The 22392-nt window shown below is 46.0% G+C and carries 19 protein-coding genes and 1 tRNA gene; 9 read left to right on the forward strand and 11 right to left on the reverse strand.

What is annotated here, in order from left to right; translation table 11 throughout:
- Nucleotides 1–41 precede the first annotated feature (41 nt).
- Together msrB and ACLIIY_RS18350 are read left to right on the forward strand one after the other, a co-directional pair.
- Entirely contained in the window at nt 42–1184 is a 1143-nt protein-coding gene (gene msrB, locus ACLIIY_RS18345; protein WP_434529066.1) for a peptide-methionine (R)-S-oxide reductase MsrB, read from the forward strand.
- A 44-nt stretch (nt 1185–1228) separates the two neighbouring features.
- Complete coding sequence (locus ACLIIY_RS18350) at nt 1229–1375, forward strand: DUF2256 domain-containing protein (protein WP_005374142.1); 147 nt, start codon at nt 1229–1231, stop codon at nt 1373–1375.
- Between the two features lie 61 nt (nt 1376–1436).
- Here the strand turns inward: ACLIIY_RS18350 and ACLIIY_RS18355 are convergent, their stop codons facing one another.
- From ACLIIY_RS18355 to ACLIIY_RS18365, 3 genes are read right to left on the reverse strand one after another with little or no spacing between them, the layout of a single operon-like run.
- A complete protein-coding gene (locus ACLIIY_RS18355) occupies nt 1437–2144 on the reverse strand; it encodes an SDR family oxidoreductase (protein WP_434529067.1) in 708 nt (235 codons plus the stop codon).
- A complete protein-coding gene (locus tag ACLIIY_RS18360; RefSeq protein ID WP_434529068.1) occupies nt 2144–3688 on the reverse strand; it encodes a cryptochrome/photolyase family protein in 1545 nt (514 codons plus the stop codon). The genes ACLIIY_RS18355 and ACLIIY_RS18360 overlap by 1 nt, the downstream gene beginning before the upstream one ends.
- The gene (locus ACLIIY_RS18365; RefSeq protein ID WP_434529069.1) at nt 3688–5040 is read right to left on the reverse strand and encodes a DASH family cryptochrome; all 1353 of its coding nucleotides are present in this window, start codon (nt 5038–5040) and stop codon (nt 3688–3690) included. The genes ACLIIY_RS18360 and ACLIIY_RS18365 overlap by 1 nt, the downstream gene beginning before the upstream one ends.
- Nucleotides 5041–5338: 298 nt before the next feature.
- Between ACLIIY_RS18365 and ACLIIY_RS18370 the strand changes: the two genes are divergently transcribed.
- On the forward strand, nt 5339–6352 hold the full coding sequence (locus tag ACLIIY_RS18370; protein WP_005438203.1) for a GGDEF domain-containing protein: 1014 nt from the start codon (nt 5339–5341) through the stop codon (nt 6350–6352).
- Nucleotides 6353–6471: 119 nt separating this feature from the next.
- Here the strand turns inward: ACLIIY_RS18370 and ACLIIY_RS18375 are convergent, their stop codons facing one another.
- Nucleotides 6472–7050, reverse strand: a complete 579-nt coding sequence (locus tag ACLIIY_RS18375) for a malate synthase (protein ID WP_005438204.1) — start codon at nt 7048–7050, stop codon at nt 6472–6474.
- 174 nt (nt 7051–7224) lie between these two features.
- Between ACLIIY_RS18375 and ACLIIY_RS18380 the strand changes: the two genes are divergently transcribed.
- Nucleotides 7225–8781: a DUF3612 domain-containing protein gene (locus ACLIIY_RS18380; RefSeq protein WP_005438205.1), complete on the forward strand. Its 1557-nt coding sequence runs from the start codon at nt 7225–7227 to the stop codon at nt 8779–8781.
- Nucleotides 8782–9190: 409 nt separating this feature from the next.
- On the opposite strand, the gene ACLIIY_RS18385 is transcribed toward ACLIIY_RS18380, so the two are convergent.
- Nucleotides 9191–10549, reverse strand: coding sequence for a diguanylate cyclase (locus ACLIIY_RS18385; protein ID WP_208444022.1), 1359 nt, complete (start codon nt 10547–10549; stop codon nt 9191–9193).
- 141 nt (nt 10550–10690) lie between these two features.
- Between ACLIIY_RS18385 and ACLIIY_RS18390 the strand changes: the two genes are divergently transcribed.
- Together ACLIIY_RS18390 and ACLIIY_RS18395 are read left to right on the forward strand one after the other, a co-directional pair.
- Entirely contained in the window at nt 10691–11299 is a 609-nt protein-coding gene (locus ACLIIY_RS18390; protein WP_434529070.1) for an alpha-ketoglutarate-dependent dioxygenase AlkB family protein, read from the forward strand.
- A gap of 69 nt (nt 11300–11368) precedes the next feature.
- Nucleotides 11369–12469 (forward strand): DUF3541 domain-containing protein, encoded by a 1101-nt coding sequence (locus tag ACLIIY_RS18395; protein ID WP_434529071.1) that lies wholly within the window; start codon nt 11369–11371, stop codon nt 12467–12469.
- A gap of 36 nt (nt 12470–12505) precedes the next feature.
- On the opposite strand, the gene ACLIIY_RS18400 is transcribed toward ACLIIY_RS18395, so the two are convergent.
- The 3 genes from ACLIIY_RS18400 to ACLIIY_RS18410 form a co-directional block, all read right to left on the reverse strand.
- The gene (locus tag ACLIIY_RS18400; RefSeq protein WP_009705097.1) at nt 12506–13300 is read right to left on the reverse strand and encodes a helix-turn-helix domain-containing protein; all 795 of its coding nucleotides are present in this window, start codon (nt 13298–13300) and stop codon (nt 12506–12508) included.
- A gap of 112 nt (nt 13301–13412) precedes the next feature.
- Nucleotides 13413–14702 carry a sugar phosphate nucleotidyltransferase gene (locus ACLIIY_RS18405; protein ID WP_045479953.1) on the reverse strand — a complete coding sequence of 430 codons (1290 nt, stop codon included), beginning with the start codon at nt 14700–14702 and terminating at the stop codon, nt 13413–13415.
- A gap of 210 nt (nt 14703–14912) precedes the next feature.
- Complete coding sequence (locus ACLIIY_RS18410; protein ID WP_005438212.1) at nt 14913–16121, reverse strand: NupC/NupG family nucleoside CNT transporter; 1209 nt, start codon at nt 16119–16121, stop codon at nt 14913–14915.
- 561 nt (nt 16122–16682) lie between these two features.
- On the opposite strand from ACLIIY_RS18410, the gene ACLIIY_RS18415 reads away from it, so the two are divergent.
- Both ACLIIY_RS18415 and ACLIIY_RS18420 read left to right on the forward strand, forming a co-directional pair.
- A tRNA-Leu gene (locus tag ACLIIY_RS18415) sits at nt 16683–16766 on the forward strand.
- 31 nt (nt 16767–16797) lie between these two features.
- Nucleotides 16798–17409: a DUF2913 family protein gene (locus ACLIIY_RS18420; protein ID WP_005438213.1), complete on the forward strand. Its 612-nt coding sequence runs from the start codon at nt 16798–16800 to the stop codon at nt 17407–17409.
- Between the two features lie 65 nt (nt 17410–17474).
- On the opposite strand, the gene ACLIIY_RS18425 is transcribed toward ACLIIY_RS18420, so the two are convergent.
- Together ACLIIY_RS18425 and ACLIIY_RS18430 are read right to left on the reverse strand one after the other, a co-directional pair.
- Complete coding sequence (locus ACLIIY_RS18425; protein WP_264407331.1) at nt 17475–18875, reverse strand: tryptophanase; 1401 nt, start codon at nt 18873–18875, stop codon at nt 17475–17477.
- A 413-nt stretch (nt 18876–19288) separates the two neighbouring features.
- Nucleotides 19289–20533 (reverse strand): NADH:ubiquinone reductase (Na(+)-transporting) subunit B, encoded by a 1245-nt coding sequence (locus ACLIIY_RS18430; protein WP_434529072.1) that lies wholly within the window; start codon nt 20531–20533, stop codon nt 19289–19291.
- Between the two features lie 169 nt (nt 20534–20702).
- On the opposite strand from ACLIIY_RS18430, the gene ACLIIY_RS18435 reads away from it, so the two are divergent.
- The gene (locus ACLIIY_RS18435) at nt 20703–21110 is read left to right on the forward strand and encodes a cystatin (RefSeq protein ID WP_032802191.1); all 408 of its coding nucleotides are present in this window, start codon (nt 20703–20705) and stop codon (nt 21108–21110) included.
- Between the two features lie 47 nt (nt 21111–21157).
- Here ACLIIY_RS18435 and lhgO read toward each other — a convergent pair whose 3' ends face one another.
- The gene (gene lhgO, locus ACLIIY_RS18440; protein ID WP_331405243.1) at nt 21158–22384 is read right to left on the reverse strand and encodes an L-2-hydroxyglutarate oxidase; all 1227 of its coding nucleotides are present in this window, start codon (nt 22382–22384) and stop codon (nt 21158–21160) included.
- Between the last annotated feature and the right edge of the window lie 8 nt (nt 22385–22392).

Consider the following 22392-nt stretch of genomic DNA (forward strand, 5'->3'; position numbering starts at 1 on the left):
TTACGTAACATTCATTGAGAAAAATGACGTTTGAGGAAGTTATGAAGAAAGTATCTAAGCTATTGGTGGGATTCTCATTCACACTCCCTGTACTGTTCATCTTGCTAAGTAAAACAGGTACCGCCGATACCATGGATAAGATGAACGCATCTGGTAAAACTGACATCGCAACACTCGCAGGTGGCTGCTTCTGGTGTACGGAATCAGATTTAGAGCAATTACCTGGCGTGTTAGACGTTGTCTCTGGTTACTCTGGCGGTGATTTAGAGAACCCAACTTATCGACAAGTCTCTTCAGGTAAATCAGGCCATATTGAAGTGATTGAGGTGAAGTACGATCCTGCTGTCGTGAACTACGAACAAGTGCTGGACTACTTCTTCCGCCATATCGACCCGACTGACGACAAAGGCTCATTCGTCGACCGTGGTCCCCAATACCGCCCGGCGATCTTCTATCATAATGCGGAGCAAAAGCAGATTGCTGAGCAGTTTATGATGGAAATCGACAAGGCGATGATCTATCCAAAACCGTTGAAAACAGAACTGATCGAGTTTGAAAAGTTTTACCCTGCGGAGTCGTACCATCAGGATTACTACAAGAAGAGTAGCCTGAAGTACAAATACTACCGCTACGCATCAGGTCGCGATAAGTATCTCGACGAAGTGTTTGGTGAAGATCGTAAAGACAACCCAAAAACGCTGCGTGAACTTATCAACGAAAAAGAGTTGGTGACGAAAGTGAAGGTGTACGAAAAGCCTTCAGACAAAGAAATCAAAGCTAAATTGACTGAGCTTCAATACTACGTGACACAAGAAGAAGGTACAGAGCGTCCTTTTAACAACAAGTATTGGGATAACAAAGAAGCAGGCATTTACGTTGATATCGTCACTGGTGAGCCTTTGTTCTCATCAACGGATAAGTACAAATCTGGCACAGGTTGGCCAAGCTTTACGAGACCAATTAACCCAAGCTACATCGTAGAGAAAACCGACTTTAAACTGGTTTATCCACGCACAGAGATCCGCAGTAAATTTGGTGATTCACATATTGGCCACGTATTTAAAGATGGCCCTAAGCCAACGGGATTACGCTACTGCATGAACTCAGCCGCAATGGAGTTTGTACCAGTGAACAAGATGGCGAGTTTAGGCTACGGCGATTACCTGTACCTATTTGATAAGTAGCTAGACCACTGTTTTAACCAAATTAGGAGTGAACATTCAGCGCGATGAAAGGTTTTAAATCCAACCTTCCCATGAAAGTCTGTCCGGTCTGTCAGCGCCCATTTTCTTGGAGAAAGAAGTGGGCGCGAAATTGGGAGGAAATCGTTTATTGCTCTGAGCGTTGCCGAAGAAATAAATCAACGAAAACGTAGGTCACTCCGACCCACTCTAAAGAGCGCTATTTCCTTTGTATTAACGTTTGTACGCGTTCTCTTACCAAGGCAATAACGTCCCATCATAAGCCCAAAACGCCCCGCTATCTTGCGGGGTCGCTTTTTCTATCAAGCCTAATAAATCCTTGGCGACTCGCTCTGGTGTAAACAGCTTTCCCTCTGGCACATTGGTTTGAAAAGGTGCCGACAAAGCGGTGTCCGTAGTACCTGGGTGAAGTGACAGCACCGTGCCATGTTTGACCATTCTTTGCCATTCGATCGACATGGTTTTGAGGAACATGTTTAATGCGGCTTTCGATGCACGATAGCTGTACCAACCACCTAACTGATTATCGCTAATGCTGCCAACTTTGGCCGAAATGGTCGCAAACTTAGGTGCAGTACTGCGCTTTAGCTTGGGCGTGAAGTATTTCGCCAACAGTAAACTTGGCAGAGTATTAACCGTGATGGTTTGCTGAAAAAAGTCTGCGTCGAGCGAGCTAAAATTCTTCTCAGGGCCTTTCTCTTGGGTGTGCAACATACCAACACAGTTCACTAACCAATCGACATGTTCAATCTGCTCACTGAACGCTTTTACCTGCTCGTCTTGCGATACATCCACTTGATGCCAAACGACATTTGGATGTTGCCAATCTGGTTGCTGCTTCCGATAAGTGGCATGCACGCACGCTTGAGGGAACCGAGCTGCGGCCTCTTGCACCATCGCCAAACCAATTCCACCATTGCCACCGACGATGAGTATTTCCATCACAAGTTCTCCACGTTTTCTATGTAATGCTCTGCGGTATCGAGTATCGCTTGGCGTTGCTGTTCTTCCATGTTGTCCCAAGAGCGGAAAATCATCCCGATTCGTGGATTGGTTGCGAGACGTTTGTCGTGCTTGTTCATAAAGCGCCAATAAAGACTGTTAAACGGGCACGAACCTTCTCCACTGCGCGATTTATTGTCGTAATGGCAGCCCTTGCAGTAGTCGCTCATCTTGTTGATGTAAGAGCCACTCGCTGCGTAAGGTTTGGTGCCAACAATGCCGCCATCCGCAAACAACGCCATGCCACGAGTGTTTGGCATTTCTACCCACTCAATTGCATCCACATAGATACCGAGATACCACTCATCCACTTGATCTGGGTCGATTTCGGTTAGCAAACAAAAATTACCAGTCACCATTAAACGTTGGATGTGGTGTGCGTAGGCATAATCGAGAGACTGACTAATCGCATTGCGCATACAGGCCATTTTGGTTTCGCCATTCCAGAAGAAATCTGGCAGCTTTCTGTCTGCACCCAACTCATTCTTTTTCGGGTAATGAGGCATATTCGCCCAGTAGACGCCTCGGATGTATTCTCGCCACCCTAAGATTTGGCGAATAAACCCTTCGACTTGAGAAATGTCGATATCTGCGTTGGAATGGAATGCCTTAAGTGAAGCATCAATGACTTCTCTCGGGTGCAGCAATTTACTGTTGAGCGAGAATGAAATTCGGCTGTGATACAAGCTCCACTTAGCATCGTGCTGACCTGTCATGGCGTCTTGAAAACGGCCGAACAACGGCAAGCAGACTTGGCAGAAATGCGCGAGTAAAGACAAGCTCTGCGCGCGATTGATCGGCCACAACAAGTCTCTTTCAAGATTTCCGATGGTTTCGATGTCATGTTTTGCCAACCGCTCAACGATGCCGCGTACGTCGGTACTGAACATCAAAGGTTGTGGCAGTTGTTCAATGTCTTTGGCTTTGAGCTTATTACGGTTATTGGCATCGTAATTCCATTTTCCGCCGACGGGTTTTCCGTCTTGCATCAAGATGTCGAAGCGCTTGCGCATCCTGCGGTAAAAGTGCTCCATCATGATGTGTTTGCCTTGAGGAAACTGCGATTCTATTTCCTCAAACGGCAACAAAAAGTGTTCCGAATCGACACAACGCGTCACGACCCCATCAAGCTTTAGTTTGGCTAACTGTTCCAGCAAACGGTATTCATCGGGGCGTTGATATTCAAACTTACTTGCACCAACTTCGCTCACGTAGTGTTGCAAGACTTGCTCAAGATCGTCGAAGGATTGTGTGTCATCCAACGTGAGGTGCAGAACTTGGTGACCTTCACTCTGACGCTCTTTCGCAAACTGTTCCATTGCAGAAAAGAACGCACACACTTTCTGAATATGATGCGTGACGTAAGTATTCTCTTGCTTGAGCTCCGCAATCAGGTAAAGCACTTGCTCATCCGGTTGCTGAAACCAAGAGTGCTCACTGTTGAGTTGATCGCCCAAGATCAATCGTACGGTTTCAAATTGCATTACGGTTTCTCCGATGACGAAGCTTTGTCACTGCTGCCCATCACAATTGGCCAATCGACCATGTCTACACTATCCAAATGCGCGCCAGCACAACGACCTTGCCACCTATCGATGAATTCCATGTGCGGATCGTACATTTCGGTTTGCTTTTCGAGGTTGAATTGTCGTGAACCACGCGGATCAGCACCAACGCCTGCTAAGTATTGCCAGTTTCCCCAGTTTGATGCCACATCGTAATCAACCAGTTGTGACTCAAAGTACGCCGCGCCATAACGCCAATCGAGGCCAAGCTCATGCACTAAACTACTGGCGGCTAACTGCCTGCCACGATTCGACATATAACCGGTTTCATTAAGCTGATGCATACACGCGTTCACGATAGGAAATGGCGTTTCACCTTTCTTCCATTGTTGAAAACGGTGCGCATAAAAGCTGGTGAGTGGTGCTTGATTTTGGATGCCACCGAATCGGAAGAGCTGCCGCTTGTATCGACGGGCATACCAATAAAAGTATTCACGCCAAAGCAGTTCGAAGTAAATCCAATAGGTTGAATCATTTGCACCATTCGCGGCTTCATAACCTTTCAACATGGCATAAATGGTTTTCGGAGAAAGACACCCATGAGCTAACCAAGGAGAGAACTTGGTGGAGTAATCCATACCATCTAAACCGTTGCGCGTTTGCTTGTATTCACTTGCTAATGTTGAAGCAAAATACTGACGACAATGTTCAAGCCCTGCTCGTTCACCACCAGTAAACAGGCTTGGCTGGACGTCACGGGTCAAACTCAACGTCGGCAGTGCGAGTCCGTCGGGCAGCGGAGGCAATGTCGTTACTGCTTCTACAGATTCAGTTAGAGCAAGTTTCTCAACCTTTTTTCGGAATTTGGTGAAGGTGTCAGGAAGCGCTTCAAGCTCAAACGGTAAATCTTCAACAGAAAACAAGCTACGTACTTCTCTCTGAATAACCACTAAATGGGGCGCTTCTGCCTGAATCTTATCGACCACATCTTGCTCGTCTGATCCAGCAACAGCATCCACATAAAGGTGCGTCACGCCAAGTTTGTCAGCAGCGTGCTTGATCGCTTGGTATGGATGTAAGTCAACAACCTGCAAACGCTTATTAAGTGCATTCAAAGATAAATTCAGGCAATGCAGCGACTCATCCAAAAACTGCTGTTTGGCAAACCCGAACTCCGGCTCTTGTGCGTATTGCTTTAGATAGGAGGACACTTTTGGATAGCAGTATATGCAGATAAGCAAATCAACTTCTGCAGAAGCTCTTAGTAGGAGCGGATTGTCGTGCAATCTTAAATCGTTGGTAAACCAGTACAGTCCGATTGTTTTGTTCAAAAGAAGCTCCTTTTGGCTCTTTTCTATTACGCACATGCCAGTTTTTACGCATCTTCGTTGGTCACGATCAGCGCGCCATCGACATTGCTCAAAACTCCATCAAACAAACCTCTTTAGTAAACAGAATGTTACGGATAATTTTATCAAATTTAATAATCAAACCTTACATTCATGAAACTGTTTGATTATTTGCTCATTTTTTTTAAGAAAACCAAGCAAAAATGACAAAAATTAAAGCGATATTGTTTTATATCCGTTACCCTTAGCCTAATTCCATTTTGCTTGTAACACCGCAGAAATGACCGACGAATTTAAGAAATCAACCGCGAATCTAAAAAAAGCGGTGCCACTAATGATAAAGAACCACGTAGCGGCGACACCTGCCAACTACGCGCTGTGGTACACCTACGTAGACAAGACGATCCCAGAACTAAACCAAGAGTTAGATATGGTTCTGGAGAATTACGACGTCTGTCCACCCGCCATGCATAAGCAGCTCTACAACAACTACGTGGCGAGCAAAGCTGAAACCAGCTTAGAAGAGCTCAAAACGAACGTCGAAGTGCTGTTGGGTGAAGTCTCTAGTTCAATGAGTGACACCATTACGGATACTTCATCCTTCTCAGACATGGTGGACAAGAGCTTCAACAAACTAGAAAAAGTTGAAGATAACAGCCTAAGCATCGAAGAAGTGATGAATGTTGTTCGTCAGCTCGTTGTTGAATCCCGCGAGATCCGCCATTCCACCAAATTCCTAAATAGCCAACTCACCACGGCCAGTGAAGAGATCTCTCGTCTTAAAAACCAGCTTGCTGAAGTACAAAAAGACGCGCTGTTTGATGGCCTGTCAAACCTATACAACCGCCGTGCTTTCGATAACGACCTGCAAATGCTGATCGACAGTAACCAAGCAATGACCTTGGTGATGTTGGATATTGATCACTTCAAAGCGTTTAACGATAACTACGGCCATTTGTTTGGCGATACAGTGATTAAAGCCATTGCGCGCCGTCTGCAACAAAGCTGCCGTGATGGTATCAGCGCTTATCGTTTTGGTGGTGAAGAGTTCGCCGTTATTATCCCGAATAAGTCGCTACGTATTGCTCGCCAATACGCAGACACTTTGCGTCGAATGATTGAGAAACTTCGCGTCCGTGACAAACGCTCTGGCACTCAAGTGCAAAGCATTACCGCATCGTTTGGTGTGGCCGAGTTTGAAGTAGGTGATACGCCAGAAAGCTTAGTGAACAAAGCGGATAAACAGCTCTACGAAGCAAAACAACTGGGTCGCAACCGTGTGATGCCGCTGTAACGCCAGTAAAGCAAACTAGCGAAAGCAATTCACACAGGCTAAAAATATAAACAAAACCCCAAGCGCTTGCTTGGGGTTTTGTCTTTCTTGGGCTGGCTTGTTATTTGTTTCTTGAATCATTAATCAATGCTGTAGCAGTAGCTTAAGAAGTAATCATCGCCGTTTTTCGCGGTGTATTCTTTGTCTTCACTGCATGCCATTGGTTTACCTTTCTTATCGCCTTTGATTAAGCTGATCCAGTGGCGCATCGCAGTTGGTGCATTGCCGGTTAGTTCAGGGCTAAAGGTGGTGCGTGTTTCCAATTGGATATCGTCGATGTCCATCAACTCCACACAACCTGTGCCTTTGTGACAACCAAACATCACTTCTGCGTGGCTACCTGATTCGTCTTTAAACAGAATCGATTTAGGGTCTTCTTTCTCACCCGTGTACGCTACAAAATGCTTTGGGCTTTTAAGACCGCTGTGGGTGCCGTCTTTGAAGTAAGCCATTACATGGCGGTAGTCGATCACGTAGCTTGATACGTCTTGGTGAGAACCGTTCTCCAATGGGAACATACGGTCAAGTAGTTGCTTCGCCTTAACTTGCTTCTCGCTCTGCTGCTCAGCACTTACCGCCTCGACGGCAAATACGGCTTCAGCGATAAATGGGCGTTCTTGTTGTTGGATGTCTTTTTTATCGAAATTCAGCATATTCATCGTCGTTTCCTCGCACTTAAACACTCTTCCTAGAGTAAAAACTTAAAACTTCCGTTTAAGTTTCAGGCAAATCTGTGAAGTGGATGGTTAATTTCCTTGCCTGCTCATTATGTAGACTAGCGAAATTTTGACTACAATTTCACAACAAAAATTTTACAATGTGAATTTTACAAAATGTCTGTGTCAAAAAGTCTTATCCGCCAATCACATTTCTTAGGGACGAAAATTCGTAACTTAAGGAAGAATAACCATTTAACGATGGAAGATTTGTCTGCGCGTTGCGTTAGGATCAATCCTGAATACGCGCCGTCGGTTTCTTATCTGTCGATGATCGAACGTGGAAAACGCGTACCGAGCATCGATATGTTGGAAGTGATCGCCGAAGTTTTCCAAAAAGAACCCGCTTGGTTTTTGGACGATGAGCCAGAGCTCGAAGCCATCACGCCCAACAAAGGTAATCGTGGCGGCATTAACGGAATGGCGCTCGAACCCAGCTTCCTGTTCTCTAACGATATCTTGCAAATCGCGATACCAGAGATGCTCTCCCAAACTGGTATCACTGGGCGTCAATTTGCTCATCTATTGATTCGAGCACACCAAGAAAACCACCAAAACCACTTCCCAGACTTAGAACGGGCAGCAGAAGAAGTGGGCTTAAAGCGACTTAATCTGTCAGTGGAAGATCTGATCGACATTGCGAAAAGCATGGGGTTGGATATTCGCTGGGTAGACCGAGCACCGCAAGATGTGATTGATGAGCTTGGCGTAAGTGCAAAACAGTTGATCACGTCGTTTATGGAAGCGCCGGGGACGATTTACCTCAACAAACGCATGCGTGATTACCCAACACGTTTGAAGTACGACTTAGCGGTCTACATCGGCCATCGGGTGCTGCACAGCAGTGATGGTATGAGTAACGTGCTGTCTATTGGGCATCAGAACAACTGGGAGCAAAGTGGTTCGCAGGTTTCAAACTCTGAGCTCAACTCACAAGATATTCTGCAAGCATGGCGCGATTTTGAGTCGAGCTTCTTTGCCGGTGCCTTGCTGTGTCCAAAAGTGCCATTTCGTCAGTTGCTTGACCGCTCTGGCTATGAAATCGATGTTCATAAAAAAGCTGGTGTCTCACCTTCGGTCGCAATGCGTCGCATGACGGTGGTGTCACCCTATCCGCACTGGCATTACTTCGATGCGTATGGGCCGGGCAAACTCAAAGCCGTGTATCGCGGTAATGGTATCCCGCTTCCTTGGGGTAACATGCGCAAGGTAAACGACCCTTGTCAGCATTGGGCGGTATTCCGTCGCTTGTCCCAACCACTGGATACCAGCTCTGCACAAATTTCGATTCTAAATGTCGGCAATGAGCCACGCATCTACTGCTGTGAATCGGTCAACGTCTTCGACCCAGCCGGTAACAATCGTGTTCTGTGTGCAGGTATAGACCTCAACCCTGCGATTTCAGCCCAAGGTGGCGATGCTATTGCGATTGCAGAAGAGTTGAAGTCTCTATGTGTATCGTCAGGCGGTAGTACTGTGATTCCTCAGCACATTAAGAAAGATCTCACCACGATAGCTAAGATACTCAACATCAACTGGATTGAACGTGGGATTCAGACTCAAGCTCGATTGATTTGTTCGAGAGGTGCGGTGTGTCCAAGACAGCCAAGCTGTTACAACAAGTGCGGAGATTCAGGGGAAGCGGGCGATGAGGTGCAAATTCTTGACCTCTAGAAAGAAAAAACGCCAATCACAATAAAGGTGATTGGCGGTATATATCTGTGAACAATGTGTATTCACTAACAACGTCAGTTGGCTAGGTGACCCTCGGCTTAATAAGGGTCACTCTTTACAAAGCACGATGCGTGCCAACTTTTAAAACTCCATTTTTTCTTCGATCTTGATGCATATTGGTGCTTTATTGAGCACACATTTTGCAAATCGCAGTTGCAAAATGCAAATCAATGCAAAATATGCTACTGCACACATTGCTACTAATCCCTTTATCAGCAAATCAGCGTTTAAATAAGAAAGACTGTCAAAATGAAAAAGCCCCGTAGGTATACGAGGCTCTAACTGTCTGTATTCTAACGTTGCATTTCGCTTATAGACGTTGCTTTGCAAGCCTAATTCGTTTTAAACGCTACCCGCCATAGTGTTTTTGTTGATACATACGCTCGTCTGCGATTTTCATCATCTGCTGCGGTGAGGTCATTTCCGGATCAAACATGGCGTAGCCCATACTGGTTCGTAAATAGATCAGCTCTTCGTCATAGATAACTGGCGTTGAGCACAATGCAAATCTCAGTTTCTTCAACAAGGCTTGAATGTTCTCTTCCGTCTTTGGATTGTGTACAACCACCAAGAACTCATCACCGCCCATCCGCGCCACGATGTCAGAGCGACGCAGACTACTTTTGATCCTTTCCGCACACGCCACCAGCACTTTATCGCCCGCATCATGGCCATAGGTATCATTAATGTGTTTGAAATGGTCGAGATCGATGTTGATCAAAGCGAAGCTGTAACGCTTTTTGTAGCGCTTCGCGATTTCGAACTGCTGCTTGTATGACTGCATAAAGTAGCGTCGGTTTGGCAACTGCGTTAGCTCATCGTGCAACGCTCGGCTATCGGCGACGATGTATAAGCGATAAATCACAATCAACGCAATACTCATCGCTAACACGATGGGATAACCGACTAAGCGGGCCAGTTGTAAAATATACCAAGGCACTTGCTGCTCTAACCGGTCATCCGAGTAAACGGCGAGGCTCCATCCTCCATATGGGAAGTGAACCTGCTCTTTCGCGTATATTTGCCCGCTTTTGCTTGGCTGGCCAAAAAACACATCACCGAATTCACCTCCGCTATCGTACCCGCTGATAGTCATGTGATAGCGGTAAGAGAAATCAATCACACCGGTTTCTCGGAGCAAGCTGTCAAAATCAATAACAGCGCTGATCACCCCCCAATAATCATCATTGAAAGGCGGATCTCGAAAAACAGGCACACGCACAATCAGCCCTAGCCCGCCTTGCACCAACTTAACTGGTCCCGCTATGAATATTTCTTCAATGTCTTTGGCCTTTTGTACTTGGACCCACTGTTCAGGAACAGTGCGATAATCAAGCCCTAAAACGCTCTCATTACCTTGAAGAGGGAAGAGATAACGAACGATGTCGTTTTCCGCGATGCCAATTACGGAAATGCGCTTACTCTTGTTCAGGATACGGTTAACCGCGATATTCAGCTTGCGCTCTTCTTCGTTGGGTAGCAAAGTGATGAGAGTGGCAAGTGTGCTCGCGTTGTAGATGTCAGCCATGAGTTCCGCTTCCAAATTGGAACGGAGAATGGAAAGTTGTTCTTTGGCCTCAACTTGAACTCGCTCTTGATGGAGGTTTTGCTGGTTTCGGTGCAACAGCTCGATAACCCCAACAGACAAGGCAAAAAAAGTGAGGAAGAACAATGCAAAATAACACTGTTTTCTGGGTGAATAACGCATTTGTTCCCCACTAGCTCGTAGCGATTTGCCACGAAGCTTTATATTTATTGTTAAAATACTTATTTAATTTAAGAATAACCAATACTTATCGGAAAGGTAATAAATATCGAACCTTTTTATAAATGAGACAGGTAAAGTGAGATGCAAGTACAAGGTGATTTATTTAAAAGCTCATTTTGGCAAGAAGTAGCACAGGGAAAGATCTACTATGATCCTAACTTCCTGAGTCAATTAGACGCTGATCGCTACTTTTCGCAGCTCCGCTCCACCTTACCTTGGCAACAAGAAAGCATCATGATGTTTGGTCGTTCTGTCTTGCAGCCTCGCTTGCAAGCTTGGCATGGCGATGTGGATTACACCTATTCAGGATTAACCATGGCACCACATCCTTGGACACCTGAACTGACAGAACTTAAGTCGCGCAGTGAGGCCATCGCTGGAGTGCAGTTCAACTCAGTATTAGCCAACTTATATCGCAATGGACAAGACTCCATGGGATGGCACCAAGATAACGAACCAGAACTAGGAAGAAACCCTGTTATCGCATCGATTAACCTCGGTGAAACCCGTCGATTTTTACTGCGAAATTTACATTGTAAAACCCAAATAGAATATGAACTTAGCCACGGTTCATTACTAATTATGGCGGGTGAGCTTCAGCACCACTGGAAGCATGCAGTGCCAAAAACAGCCAAACCAAAAGGCGAACGCATTAATCTGACTTTCCGCCATATCGTGACCAACTATTGACTGAGTTATTACATAGCAAATAAGCATTGATGGTAGGTTTGAATTCTAGCTTTCTAACGGAATGTGTTTATGCGTATCAAACCTCTCAGCTTAGCCGTGTTGCTTTCATGCTCACTGGCTTTCCAAGTGCAAGCCGCGCAAGAGTCTCCTGTTTTGACCTATTCACAATCCGCTCAGTTAATTAAAGATACCTATGAATCGCGGCTCTATACACTACCTGCGTTTCGTGAAGGGCACTTTGGCCTTCGAATGTATCGCCAAACCTTAGATGACAAATACCTTCCAGCCGTTTGGACTGACATGGCACAAGTCGCCAGTCGTCTGAACCATTTTGCCAGCGATGTCACCACTCAAGAACAGATCTTCCTCTATTCAGAAGAGCGCCTCGCGAATTACCACGACCAAGAAGATGAAAGAGGTCAGCGCCGCTATACCGTGACCAAGCACCAGCCAGAATATTTCTACTTAGGTGTGGATCTGCTAGGGGCAATGGCGAGAGCGGATGAATATGGCCTAAAACACAAGCAAGATAAGACCTTGAGAGCTGTCTTACGCCGCTATGATTTCGCTCGATACGCCACTGATCCTGAGATGATTGAAGCATGGGCTGCGCAGTTAGCGAATCAGGTGTATTGGTTGCGACAACTTGGAGAGCAAGATGTGGTTGCTCAGTTTACCAAAGCCTTTCGTAGCACGTACCCTGATAGCCAAGACAAGAAACTGTCGCCTCAGCAATACAGCAACAAAATCTATGGTATGACGCACATCATCTTTGGGGATTCGCAATACTACCAAAAGCAGGTGAATGAAGCAGATCATCAATGGATTTATGACTACTTTCGCGACAACATTGACACCATCATCCTGCGTTCAAAAGAAGACGTGATAGCGGAAGTTGGGATTACTTTCTTGTTGGCTGGTTTGGATGACGATTCGGTGGTTGATAAAACACGTCAGGCGATTCAAGGCGCCATCAATACGGAACAAGGTATGATCCCCTCAGTGGGAGGCGATTACGATCTAAAATACGGAGAACACCGCAACGTATTAGCGATTATGCTGCTCGATTGGCAAGGTGTGCATCAAGCACCGACAGTGAAAAACCAGCCTTACGCCTTTGAATCCTTGCCTTATGGTCTCATGCCAAAGAAGACTGAACAGTCGCGATAAACGAACAGCAACAGCAATCATTAAAAAGCAGAGTGGTTAACTCTGCTTTTTTGTTACTTGCTCGTAGCGTACTAAGCGAAAGTCTTGAAAACCTTGCATGACGCTTAAGATCATCGGATTCTCAAAAAACTGCTCACTGGTTCCTGCATAAAACGTGACGCTGTGGCTATAACAACACTTCTCTAAAAAGCAGTCTTCCATAAACTGATTCAAACTGTGGTCTCGGATCGGGAAGTAAACCGTCAAACCTTTACTGATTTCAGCAATATGGGAAAGCAATGCCGTTCGGATGGTTTTCGTGAGAAACACCACACTCACCAGATAAATCGCGTTCTGCTTTTGTTCATAAAGAATGTGCCCCACCAGCATTTTTTTGTAGTAGAAGCAAAATACCTTTGGTTGCGTGAGATGCAGAGCGTCTAATGTATCCGTCACCGCACTGCCGTTTTGTCGATGATGTGACTCACAAATCAACTGTTTGTCATCTTCGTCCAGCTTTTCAAAAGCGACATGGCTACGATGAGTAATCTCATAATCGTACACAGTGCTTAAGTTCTGAAAGTTAACCGGGTGTTGCAATGCCTTCTTGACGCTTTTTAGCTCTTGCTCATCGTAATGATAGGGCTGCTGAAAGAAGTGAGCGATACCTAGGCGGCGTAACAATGTCGGTTCTATTCGCCCCCTTTCCCACTGACTGAGTGTGGCTTGATTCAAACTTGAAAACACACGATGAGCGGAAGAAAGTAACTCGGCCAAGGCATCTTGCGAATATTTAGATTTTTTCCTGAAATGTTTTAGTGCATCTGCAAAATGAGCGCGTTCAAACTGCATGCTCTCTCCTAGCCAACTTATTGTAATTTAGAATTTTATTTATCTTTATAAATTAGAATAGACAACAAATTGTCTTTTGGTAGAACCTTCTTTAGAAACCACCATACCTTTATTAGAAAGTGTTGGCTGTAACGCCTTCGGGGTAATTCTCGTGCAGAGGCGCAAGTTCACTTTCAAACCCGACACGACTGCCCCTTGGGATCACCACAAGTCCACCTTCGGTAATAAAGAATTGCTCACTGTCTTTTTCCGGTTTTTCACCAATCACCGTGCCCGGAGCGATATGAACATCTTCTTCGATGATTGCACGGGTAATCCGGCTATTCGCCCCAACTTGGCAGCGCCCCATAAGCACCGCTTCATGCAGGATACTGTTTCTGCCCAAGTCACAGTCAACACCAATCACTGAGCGGATAGAACAAGCCCCTTCAATGTTACATCCTGACGCGATGTAACTGTCTTTAATGCGCACTTTAATGCCGTCAATTTCATTGCGTTGACAAGGTCTATCTGACTGCGCTTTTTCACTTAATAGCGGCTCTGATTGAGATTTTTTCAAACGGTGGTTTTCCGTCAACAACATCATTTGTGCACGCCAATAGTCGTCAACGTTATTCAGTCCATGCCAGTACATTGGCGTTTGCTCTGAATAAAGAACTCCGAGATCAAACAACTCAACCTTCACACGACGAGCCAGTAAACCAACAATATCCTTAGTCAGATCATGCTGACCATCGAGCTTTTTCGCGTTGGTAAACAATCCCTTTACTAACACTGGACGTTGAAAGAGATAGTTTTCTGTCAGCACCATGGCAAAGCCCGGCTTGTTTGGTATTTCTGCAGGATGTTCTGGTTGATGTTGAATACTCACAACTTGACGTTGAGCATCCAGTTCTACGACATGATATTTCGAGGCTTGCTCGATTGGCACCTGTACGACAACCAAAGTCAGTTCTGCTTTTTGGATTTGGTGGTATTGAAGTAACGAGGCAATGTAGTTGCGATGAATTTGCTCACCACCAACCAACAATACATGCTCATCGGTCGGATGATTGATCGAATCAAGATTCTGCAACAGTACATCGGTCCAATTTTGTTCCAATGCAGGCAAAAGCCGAGTCTGAGGATAAGTAGTTTGAGGATAAGTCGGCTCAAGCACTTCAATGCGTGCTTGATAGTTTTGCCACGCCTGTTCAATGTGAGTGTTCAACGCAGCACAATGAAAGCGGGTCAAAACCAGATTTCGTTTAACGCCTGCCTGAATCAGATTGCTCAAGGCAAAATCAATCAAACGATGAGATCCCGCAAACTGCGTGACCGATTTACAACATGTTTCTGTGAGAGGCCCTAGCCCTGTCCGCTCTCTATCGGCAAGCACCACCGATACGACTTTTGACGTCACGCTCTTCCTCCTTGTCATATTAACAAATTAGAAAGTAAGCCCAAACCGTACGGCAATACTATTCGATATAAGGAGCAAATGACTCAGAAATGAATAATACAGAGCGATGTACTCTTAAATATTTAACCAACCTCTCATTCGGTAGCCTAATAAAATAAAACCCACCAAATTGGCGGGTTTCATTAAAGTATTTTATGTGCTGGCATTCCTTTATAGCGAGATAAAGATACCCGCCAAACATGCACTCATTAGGTTAGCTAGCGTGCCTGCAGCTACCGCTTTCAGACCCATGTTCGCTACGTCTTTACGACGCTCTGGAGCCATCACACCGATAGAACCAAGTTGAATGGCAATAGAACCGATGTTTGCGAAACCACACAGCGCAAACGTGATGATCACTTGTGTGTGTTCAGTCAGCGTTGCTTTATGTTGTACGAAGTCGATGAATGCCACGAATTCGTTCATTACGATTTTCTGACCGATGTAAGAACCTGCCGCTAGAACTTCGTGACTAGGCACACCAATCAACCAAGCAAGAGGAGCAAATAGGTAGCCAAAGATTGCTTGTAGCGTGATACCTGCAAAGCCGAACATTTCGCCTAGATTTTCCAGACCGGTGTTCACCATCGCAATCACACTCACAAACGCGATCAGCATTGTACCTACCGCAACCGCGACTTTCATACCGCCCATCGCACCGCTTGCTAGCGCGTCGATCACGTTGCTTTCTTCTGATTTGTCTAGCTCGATGTTGTTGTAATCGCTTGGCGTTTGACGCTCTGGCACAATGATTTTTGCCATCAACAAGCTACCTGGTGCTGCCATGAAGCTTGCTGCGATTAGGTATTTCAGCTCTACACCAAGACCTGCGTAACCACCTAAAACACTACCCGCTACTGATGCCATACCACCAGCCATTACCGCGAACAGTTCTGAACGAGTCATGTTTTGTAAGAAAGGACGGATAAGAAGTGGCGATTCACCTTGAGATAGGAAGATGTTACCTGTTGCAACAAGAGATTCTGCTTTGCTGGTACCCAAGAATTTTTGGATTGCACCACCGATAAATTGAATCACTTTTTGCATGATGCCCAAGTAGTAAAGGGCAGAGATAAGAGCGCTGAAGAAGATGATGATAGGAAGAACGCGAACCGCGAAGATGAAGCCAGTAGAAGCAAGGTCACCAAAGAGGAATTTGATGCCTTCATCGGCAAAACTTAATAACCCTGCAACACCACTACTCAAACTCGCCAGTGCCGCTTGCCCCCAAGGGAAATAAAGCACTAAAGCTGCAAAACCCATTTGAAGCAACAATGCTCGAGACACGGTTTTCCAATTGATTGAAGAACGGCTCTCTGACAGCAGGAACGCACAACCTAGTAGTGCAACAATACCAAATAGACTAAATAGAACACTCATGAATCGGACCTACTGAACGTTGAAAAAGAAAGGAGCGCCAAAAGCATTGGCAGAAGAAAGAGACAACGTATCGAGTGACCATGCACTCGCAGATCCAGATTGGAGGAAGAACGGATAGTTCGACATCTTATTTTTACCTTATACAAGCAATTGAACGTAGCTGGTCCGGTCCGTGGGGTCATTCACTGCTAGAGAGTTGGTAACTCATCTCGCTCCATGTGACGGCTTGTATGGGTAAGGGTCCTGAACAACGAACCCTAATTCCCGCTTAAACGGGTCGCAAGTATAGCCATCAAAACGAGAGTTTCATCACATTTATTTACGCAAACGTTCAAGCGTTCATAATTTAAGCAAAGATGCCTTTTTATGGTCATACTTGTAGGGAAAATAGGGGTATTAGGAGGGAAAGATAGGATGAAATGGCTAAAAATGAACAATAAATGTTCAGTTGAACACCAAAGACCAAAAATGAGCAATTTTGCTCTCGCCAATCTATGGATTTTGGATATACAATTTGGAACGCTTCATTCCGAAGCCTCTGTGTATTCAGAGCATCATGATGCCGAGATGGTGAAATTGGTAGACACGCTAGCATGAGGTGCTAGTGCCTTTGGTGTGAGGGTTCGAGTCCCTCTCTCGGCACCATTCCTTTCTTTACAAAGAAATTTAGAGTGTAATGCAAAGTTCTAAGCAGGCAAAACAATCCGCGGACGCTAATCAATTACTTAGCGAACTTGCGGTGCACGCTTTATTACACCTGCACTTCAAAATCCACGCGTCATCGCGAATTATCCCCTTAAAAGAACGTAACGACCTGCTCCAGAAGTGGTTAAAACCGAAACTAAAAAGCAATCGCTACAAACTGATTAAAAAGCCATTAAAGTCTCTGACTCAACAGGCAAAAGGGGAAAATGGCAATTTAGAAGCCTTACTCGAACGTTGTGTAGGTGCCGATAAACCAGGAAACCCACAGCCTCACCTCGACAGTTACCTACTGTTGATCAATGAAGTTGAGAAAAAACTGGGTACGACCGTACTACTTTCTCGTCCGGAAGATGTGGATCTATCCCACGACCAACATGGCTGCTTACTGTGTGTGTTGTCAGAGAATTTAAACCAACATTTCGACGACAATAACGCCTTGATCGCACCAATTTCGATGCTTTTCCGTGGACCAATGAGCCAACGTTCGTTGTTCCTAGGTAGTATTTATGCGAATAACACCTTCAACTACGAAGTGTTGTATCAAGACGAGCAATTTGTGCGAATCACGCTAGAGCTAGCGTAATCGCATACGGCAAAGATGAAAAAGGCTGCGAACACCGCAGCCTTTTGCTTTTCTAGAAACCCATCTTAGTCAATATTATGAAAACGTGCAGTGAAGTGACGAAGCACAGGCGGCTCGTAATCAAAGGTTAATCCCTTCAACTCATGCGCTCGGTCCTTCAACTCTATGATTGCATCGGCGATGTAGTCCATATGGTCGTTGGTGTACACACGACGCGGAATGGTCAAACGCATCAACTCTAGCTCAGAAGCTTTCTGTTCACCTGTTTCCGGATCTCGGCCAAGCAACAGTGAACCAATCTCTACCGCTCGAATCCCCGCCTCTAAGTACAAAGCATTACACAACACTTGTGCAGGGAATTGCTCTGGTGGGATATGAGGCAAAATCTTAGCCGCATCAACAAAGACGGCATGACCACCGGTTGGGTATTGGATTGGAATGCCACCTTCGCGCAGACGCTCACCCAAGTACTGAACTTGGCTAATGCGGTAGTGAAGGTAATCCTCATCAGCGCCTTCATACAGACCACGAGCCAAAGCTTCCATATCACGGCCAGCCATACCACCGTAAGTGACAAAACCTTCCATCGGAACGCATCGTGTTTGTACCGCTTGGAACAACTCTTGGTGATCGCGAATACAGCACATACCACCAATGTTCACCATTGGGTCTTTCTTCGCAGACATGGTGAGCATATCGCCGTATTGGTACATCTCACGGATGATTTCCAGAATCGACTTGTTCTCGTAACCCGCTTCACGCTGCTTGATAAAGTAAGCGTTCTCGCAGTAGCGAGCTGAATCAATCACCACAGGGATGTCGTACTTGGTTGCGATTTCGTACACGCTGCGCATATTTTCCATCGACACAGGCTGACCGCCTGAGCTATTACACGTAACCGTGGTGATGATCGCACAGATGTTATGAGAACCATGTTCTTCAATCGTTGCCACCAGCTTATTGAGGTCAAAGTTACCCTTCCAGTCGTATGGCGTTGTCGTATCGAACGCTTCTTCCGTCACTACGTTAATCGCTTTACCGCCATTGAGTTCAATGTGGCCCGCTGTAGTATCGAAATGGTAGTTAGAGATGAACACTGGAGTCTCACCTCCACGAACCTGACGCATGCGCTCAATCAAGGCTGGGAATAAGATTTGCTCGGCACCACGGCCTTGGTGCGCTGGCACAGTAAGCTTGTAGCCAAAGAAATGCTCTACTGCATCACACAAATTGTAGTAGTTGCGACTCCCCGCGTAGGACTCATCACCCATCATGATGCCTGCCCACTGATTGTCACTCATAGCACCAGTGCCAGAGTCGGTCAGCAGGTCGATGTAAACATCATCACTGCGAAGAAGAAATGGGTTAAAACCTGCTTGTTTAAGGGCAATCTCTCTGTCAGCCAATGTCGTCATTTTAATTGGCTCAACCATTTTAATGCGGAACGGTTCTGGGATACGTTTCATTATTAATTTCCTTATACGCATTGCTTTGCGCGAATAAGCGCAATCTGCTTCAATTTCTTGATTTTTATTAGAAAAATAGAAAGGTTCAATGCGGGTGCATTGAGGAAATTAACGAACAGAGATTTTACTGAGAAGGGACAAACCGTAATCGAGGTTATACCAGAACGACAGCACTAAACGGCTATCAAGAATATCCTTAATTCTCGTCATTCTCGTCCTCCTGATTTAAATAAAGTAAAGGCCAGTGACACTGCGCCGCTGACCTTTTCACTATAGAGCAAGATTTAAACAATTTTCAGTGAACCCGCCCTCACTTTTCATACCAATAAACTATAAAATTCCAAGTTTTTAAGGACTTATTGGCAACCAGTTGCAGGTAGAAACCTCAACATAATTAGGGCTACTTATGCAAATCACCCTGCGGCACGGCGCTTGACTCTGCGTTTGATATTCTGCTCTTTCACCATGTAGTCGAACAGAGGTGCGAATAAGTTGGCAAACAGAATCGCTAACATGATGCCCTCTGGGTAAGCAGGGTTGAGCACTCGGATAAATATCGTCATCACACCAATCAGGATACCGTAAGCCCATTTACCACCATTGGTGAATGCAGCCGATACGGGGTCGGTGGCCATAAAGAAAGTACCGAACGCGACACCACCAATCACAAAGTGCCAATAGAAAGGCATAGAGAACATAGGATTGGTATTCGAGCCAATAGCATTAAGCAATAACGACGTCACGGCTAAGCCAACAAAGACACCCGCAACAATCCGCCACGAAGCGATCTTCATAAAGACCAGCACCAGACCTGTAAGCGCGATCAGCAGGGTCGAGACTTCTCCCATAGAACCCGGCAAATTACCGACGAAAGCGTCCATCCAAGAGATAGGCTGGCCTGTCATATTGTTGGTCAAAGCGCTCTGACCACCTTCGTACCATTGGCTCAACGGTGTAGCGCCAGAATAACCATCTGCCGCGATCCAAACCGCACCACCAGACATATTGGCTGGATAAGCGAAGTACAAGAACGCACGCCCTGCCAACGCGGGGTTTAAGAAGTTACGCCCCGTACCACCGAAGATTTCTTTCGCCACCACGATACCAAAAGTGATACCTAACGCGGCTTGCCACAAAGGAATGGTGGGCGGGAGAATTAACGCAAACAGAATGGAGCTAACAAAGAAGCCTTCATTCACCTCGTGCTTGCGGACGATAGCAAACAGCACTTCCCAAAAACCGCCAACTACAAACACAGTCGCGTAGACAGGCAAAAAGTAGGTTGCACCGACCAGCATTTTACTCGCCCAACCCGCTTGGCTCGCCGCCTCTACTGAACCCCAAACCCAACTCAGCCCCCAAGAGGCATCAATGGCTTGTTGAGCGGCTGCTTGGTCAAGGCCGTACAGCAAAGCATCGCTGGATTGCTGACCGATGTTATACATACCCCAAAACATCGCGGGGAATACGGCTAACCACACCATGATCATGATGCGCTTTAAATCGATGCTGTCTCGAACATGGGTTACGCCGTGATTCACTTTACCCGGCGTGTAAAAAAGGGTTTCAACAGCTTCGAAGAGTGGGTAGAACTTGTGGTATTGGCCTCCCGGTTCAAACTTTGGTGAGACCTTTTCAAAATAATGCTTCAGACTCATAACGTCTCCTCCTCTAAAGAGTGTTACGAGCCGCTATCAAAAGCGATCGTTTTTAGCCTGTTTAACTCCCCCATTACGTATTTATCTGTTGGCACAGAAGACCTTGCTATTATGTAAACCGTGAAAGGCGTGCTTATACTCAATCAATAACAAAACAATGGAGTGGATTATGAAGTTAAGGATGATGTGGACCGCGATGATGTCGTTGGCCGCTTTTTCATTTGCAGGTAACGCATTGGCCGTGGATAAGCAAATGTCTCCTGGTTTGAAGAAGAAAATGCAAGCCATCTGTGGCTCGAAAGGCGGTGTCCCTGGAGGTTGGCAAGTGGCGAAAGTGACACCGGATGCAGAGCGCTCACTCAGCATGATTCTGCATCAAATGAATGCGACAGATAAGTTAAAACAAATCAATGATGTGAGAACTCAAATCGTCGGCGGTACACACTATGCGATGGAGTTTGAGCTTAAAGATGGAGAAGTCTGGAACGCGATAGTCCTGCACAGTGCCCGCGGCGATTACATGATCGAGAGGCACGCCAAGAAGGGCGAACTTTGCCCTAAAGATGGCAACTCCTAATTCCCAGATTCAAATACAACAAAGGCGACAGTTGCGTCGCCTTTGTTTTATACCGTTTTCGCTTCTATCTTCTCATTCACTTTATCGCAAATGTATTCCCCAATTGGCATCGCAGATGTCGCTGCGGGAGAGGGGGCGTTGCAAACGTGTAGGCTTCTTGCGCTCTCGGCAAACAAAAAGTCATGAACCAAAGTGCCATCGGATAACACTGCTTGTGCGCGAATACCCGCAGGATATGGTTTGAGATCGTCAACCTTGATGCTTGGGCAATATTTGTTGACCAACTTGAGGTAGCCCGGCTTCCACCACGAGTTCTTAAACTCATCCAATCCGGTTTTTAGATGCTTTTGTGTCACCTTCCAAAAGCCGGAGAAACTGAGCATCTGCATGGTATCTTGCAAGCTGAAGTTAACCTTGTCGTACCCTTCTCGCTTCCAGCCTTGCACCGCATTTGGACCAACAGTCACACTGCCATCAATCATGCGAGTCAGGTGGACACCCAAAAAAGGCAAATCAGGGTCGGGAATTGGATAAATAAGATGATTCACCACTTGGTCGTGTTTGCTATCTAAGCGGTAGTATTCACCACGATAAGGGATGATCTGAAAATCGGTCGGAATAGACATCATCTTAGTCATACGATCCGCCATCAAGCCGCTGCAAGTAACCAAGAACTTGGCATTGAGCTGCATGGTTTGACCGTCTGAAGTGCAGGTCAGTTGGACTTCTTCGTCCTTCTCTTCGGCAGCCACCACTTTGGTTCTCAGGCTAATTTGACCTCCGAGCTTTTTGAACTCTTCCGCCATCTGCTCAGTAACCAAACGATAATCGACAATACTGGTGGTTTTGACATAAATCGCGCCCAATCCCGTGATGTTTGGCTCAGCCAGCTTGAGTTGAACTTCATCGAGTAGCTTTACGTCGATGCCGTTGACATGGCAGCGCTCATAGAGGGCATTCATGCGTTCGACTTCTTGCTCATTGGTCGCAACCAGTAACTTGCCACAGTTCTCCACCGGAATATCGTGCTGAGCACAGAACGAAATGGTTCGCTCTACCCCACGCTTACAAAAATCGGCTTTTAGGCTGCCCGGTGCGTAGTACACTCCAGCATGAATCACGCCGCTATTGTGTCCGGTTTGGTGCTTGGCAAAACCGGACTCTTTCTCAACCAATAAAATGGATTTGTCTGGATGACGTTGCTGCAGTTGCCATGCCGTCGACACACCAACGATACCGCCACCAACAATGATGTAGTCATAGACTGATTTCATGCGACCTC

Source organism: Vibrio sp. K4 (genome assembly GCF_051122595.1).
Taxonomy (GTDB): Bacteria; Pseudomonadota; Gammaproteobacteria; order Enterobacterales; family Vibrionaceae; genus Vibrio; species Vibrio owensii.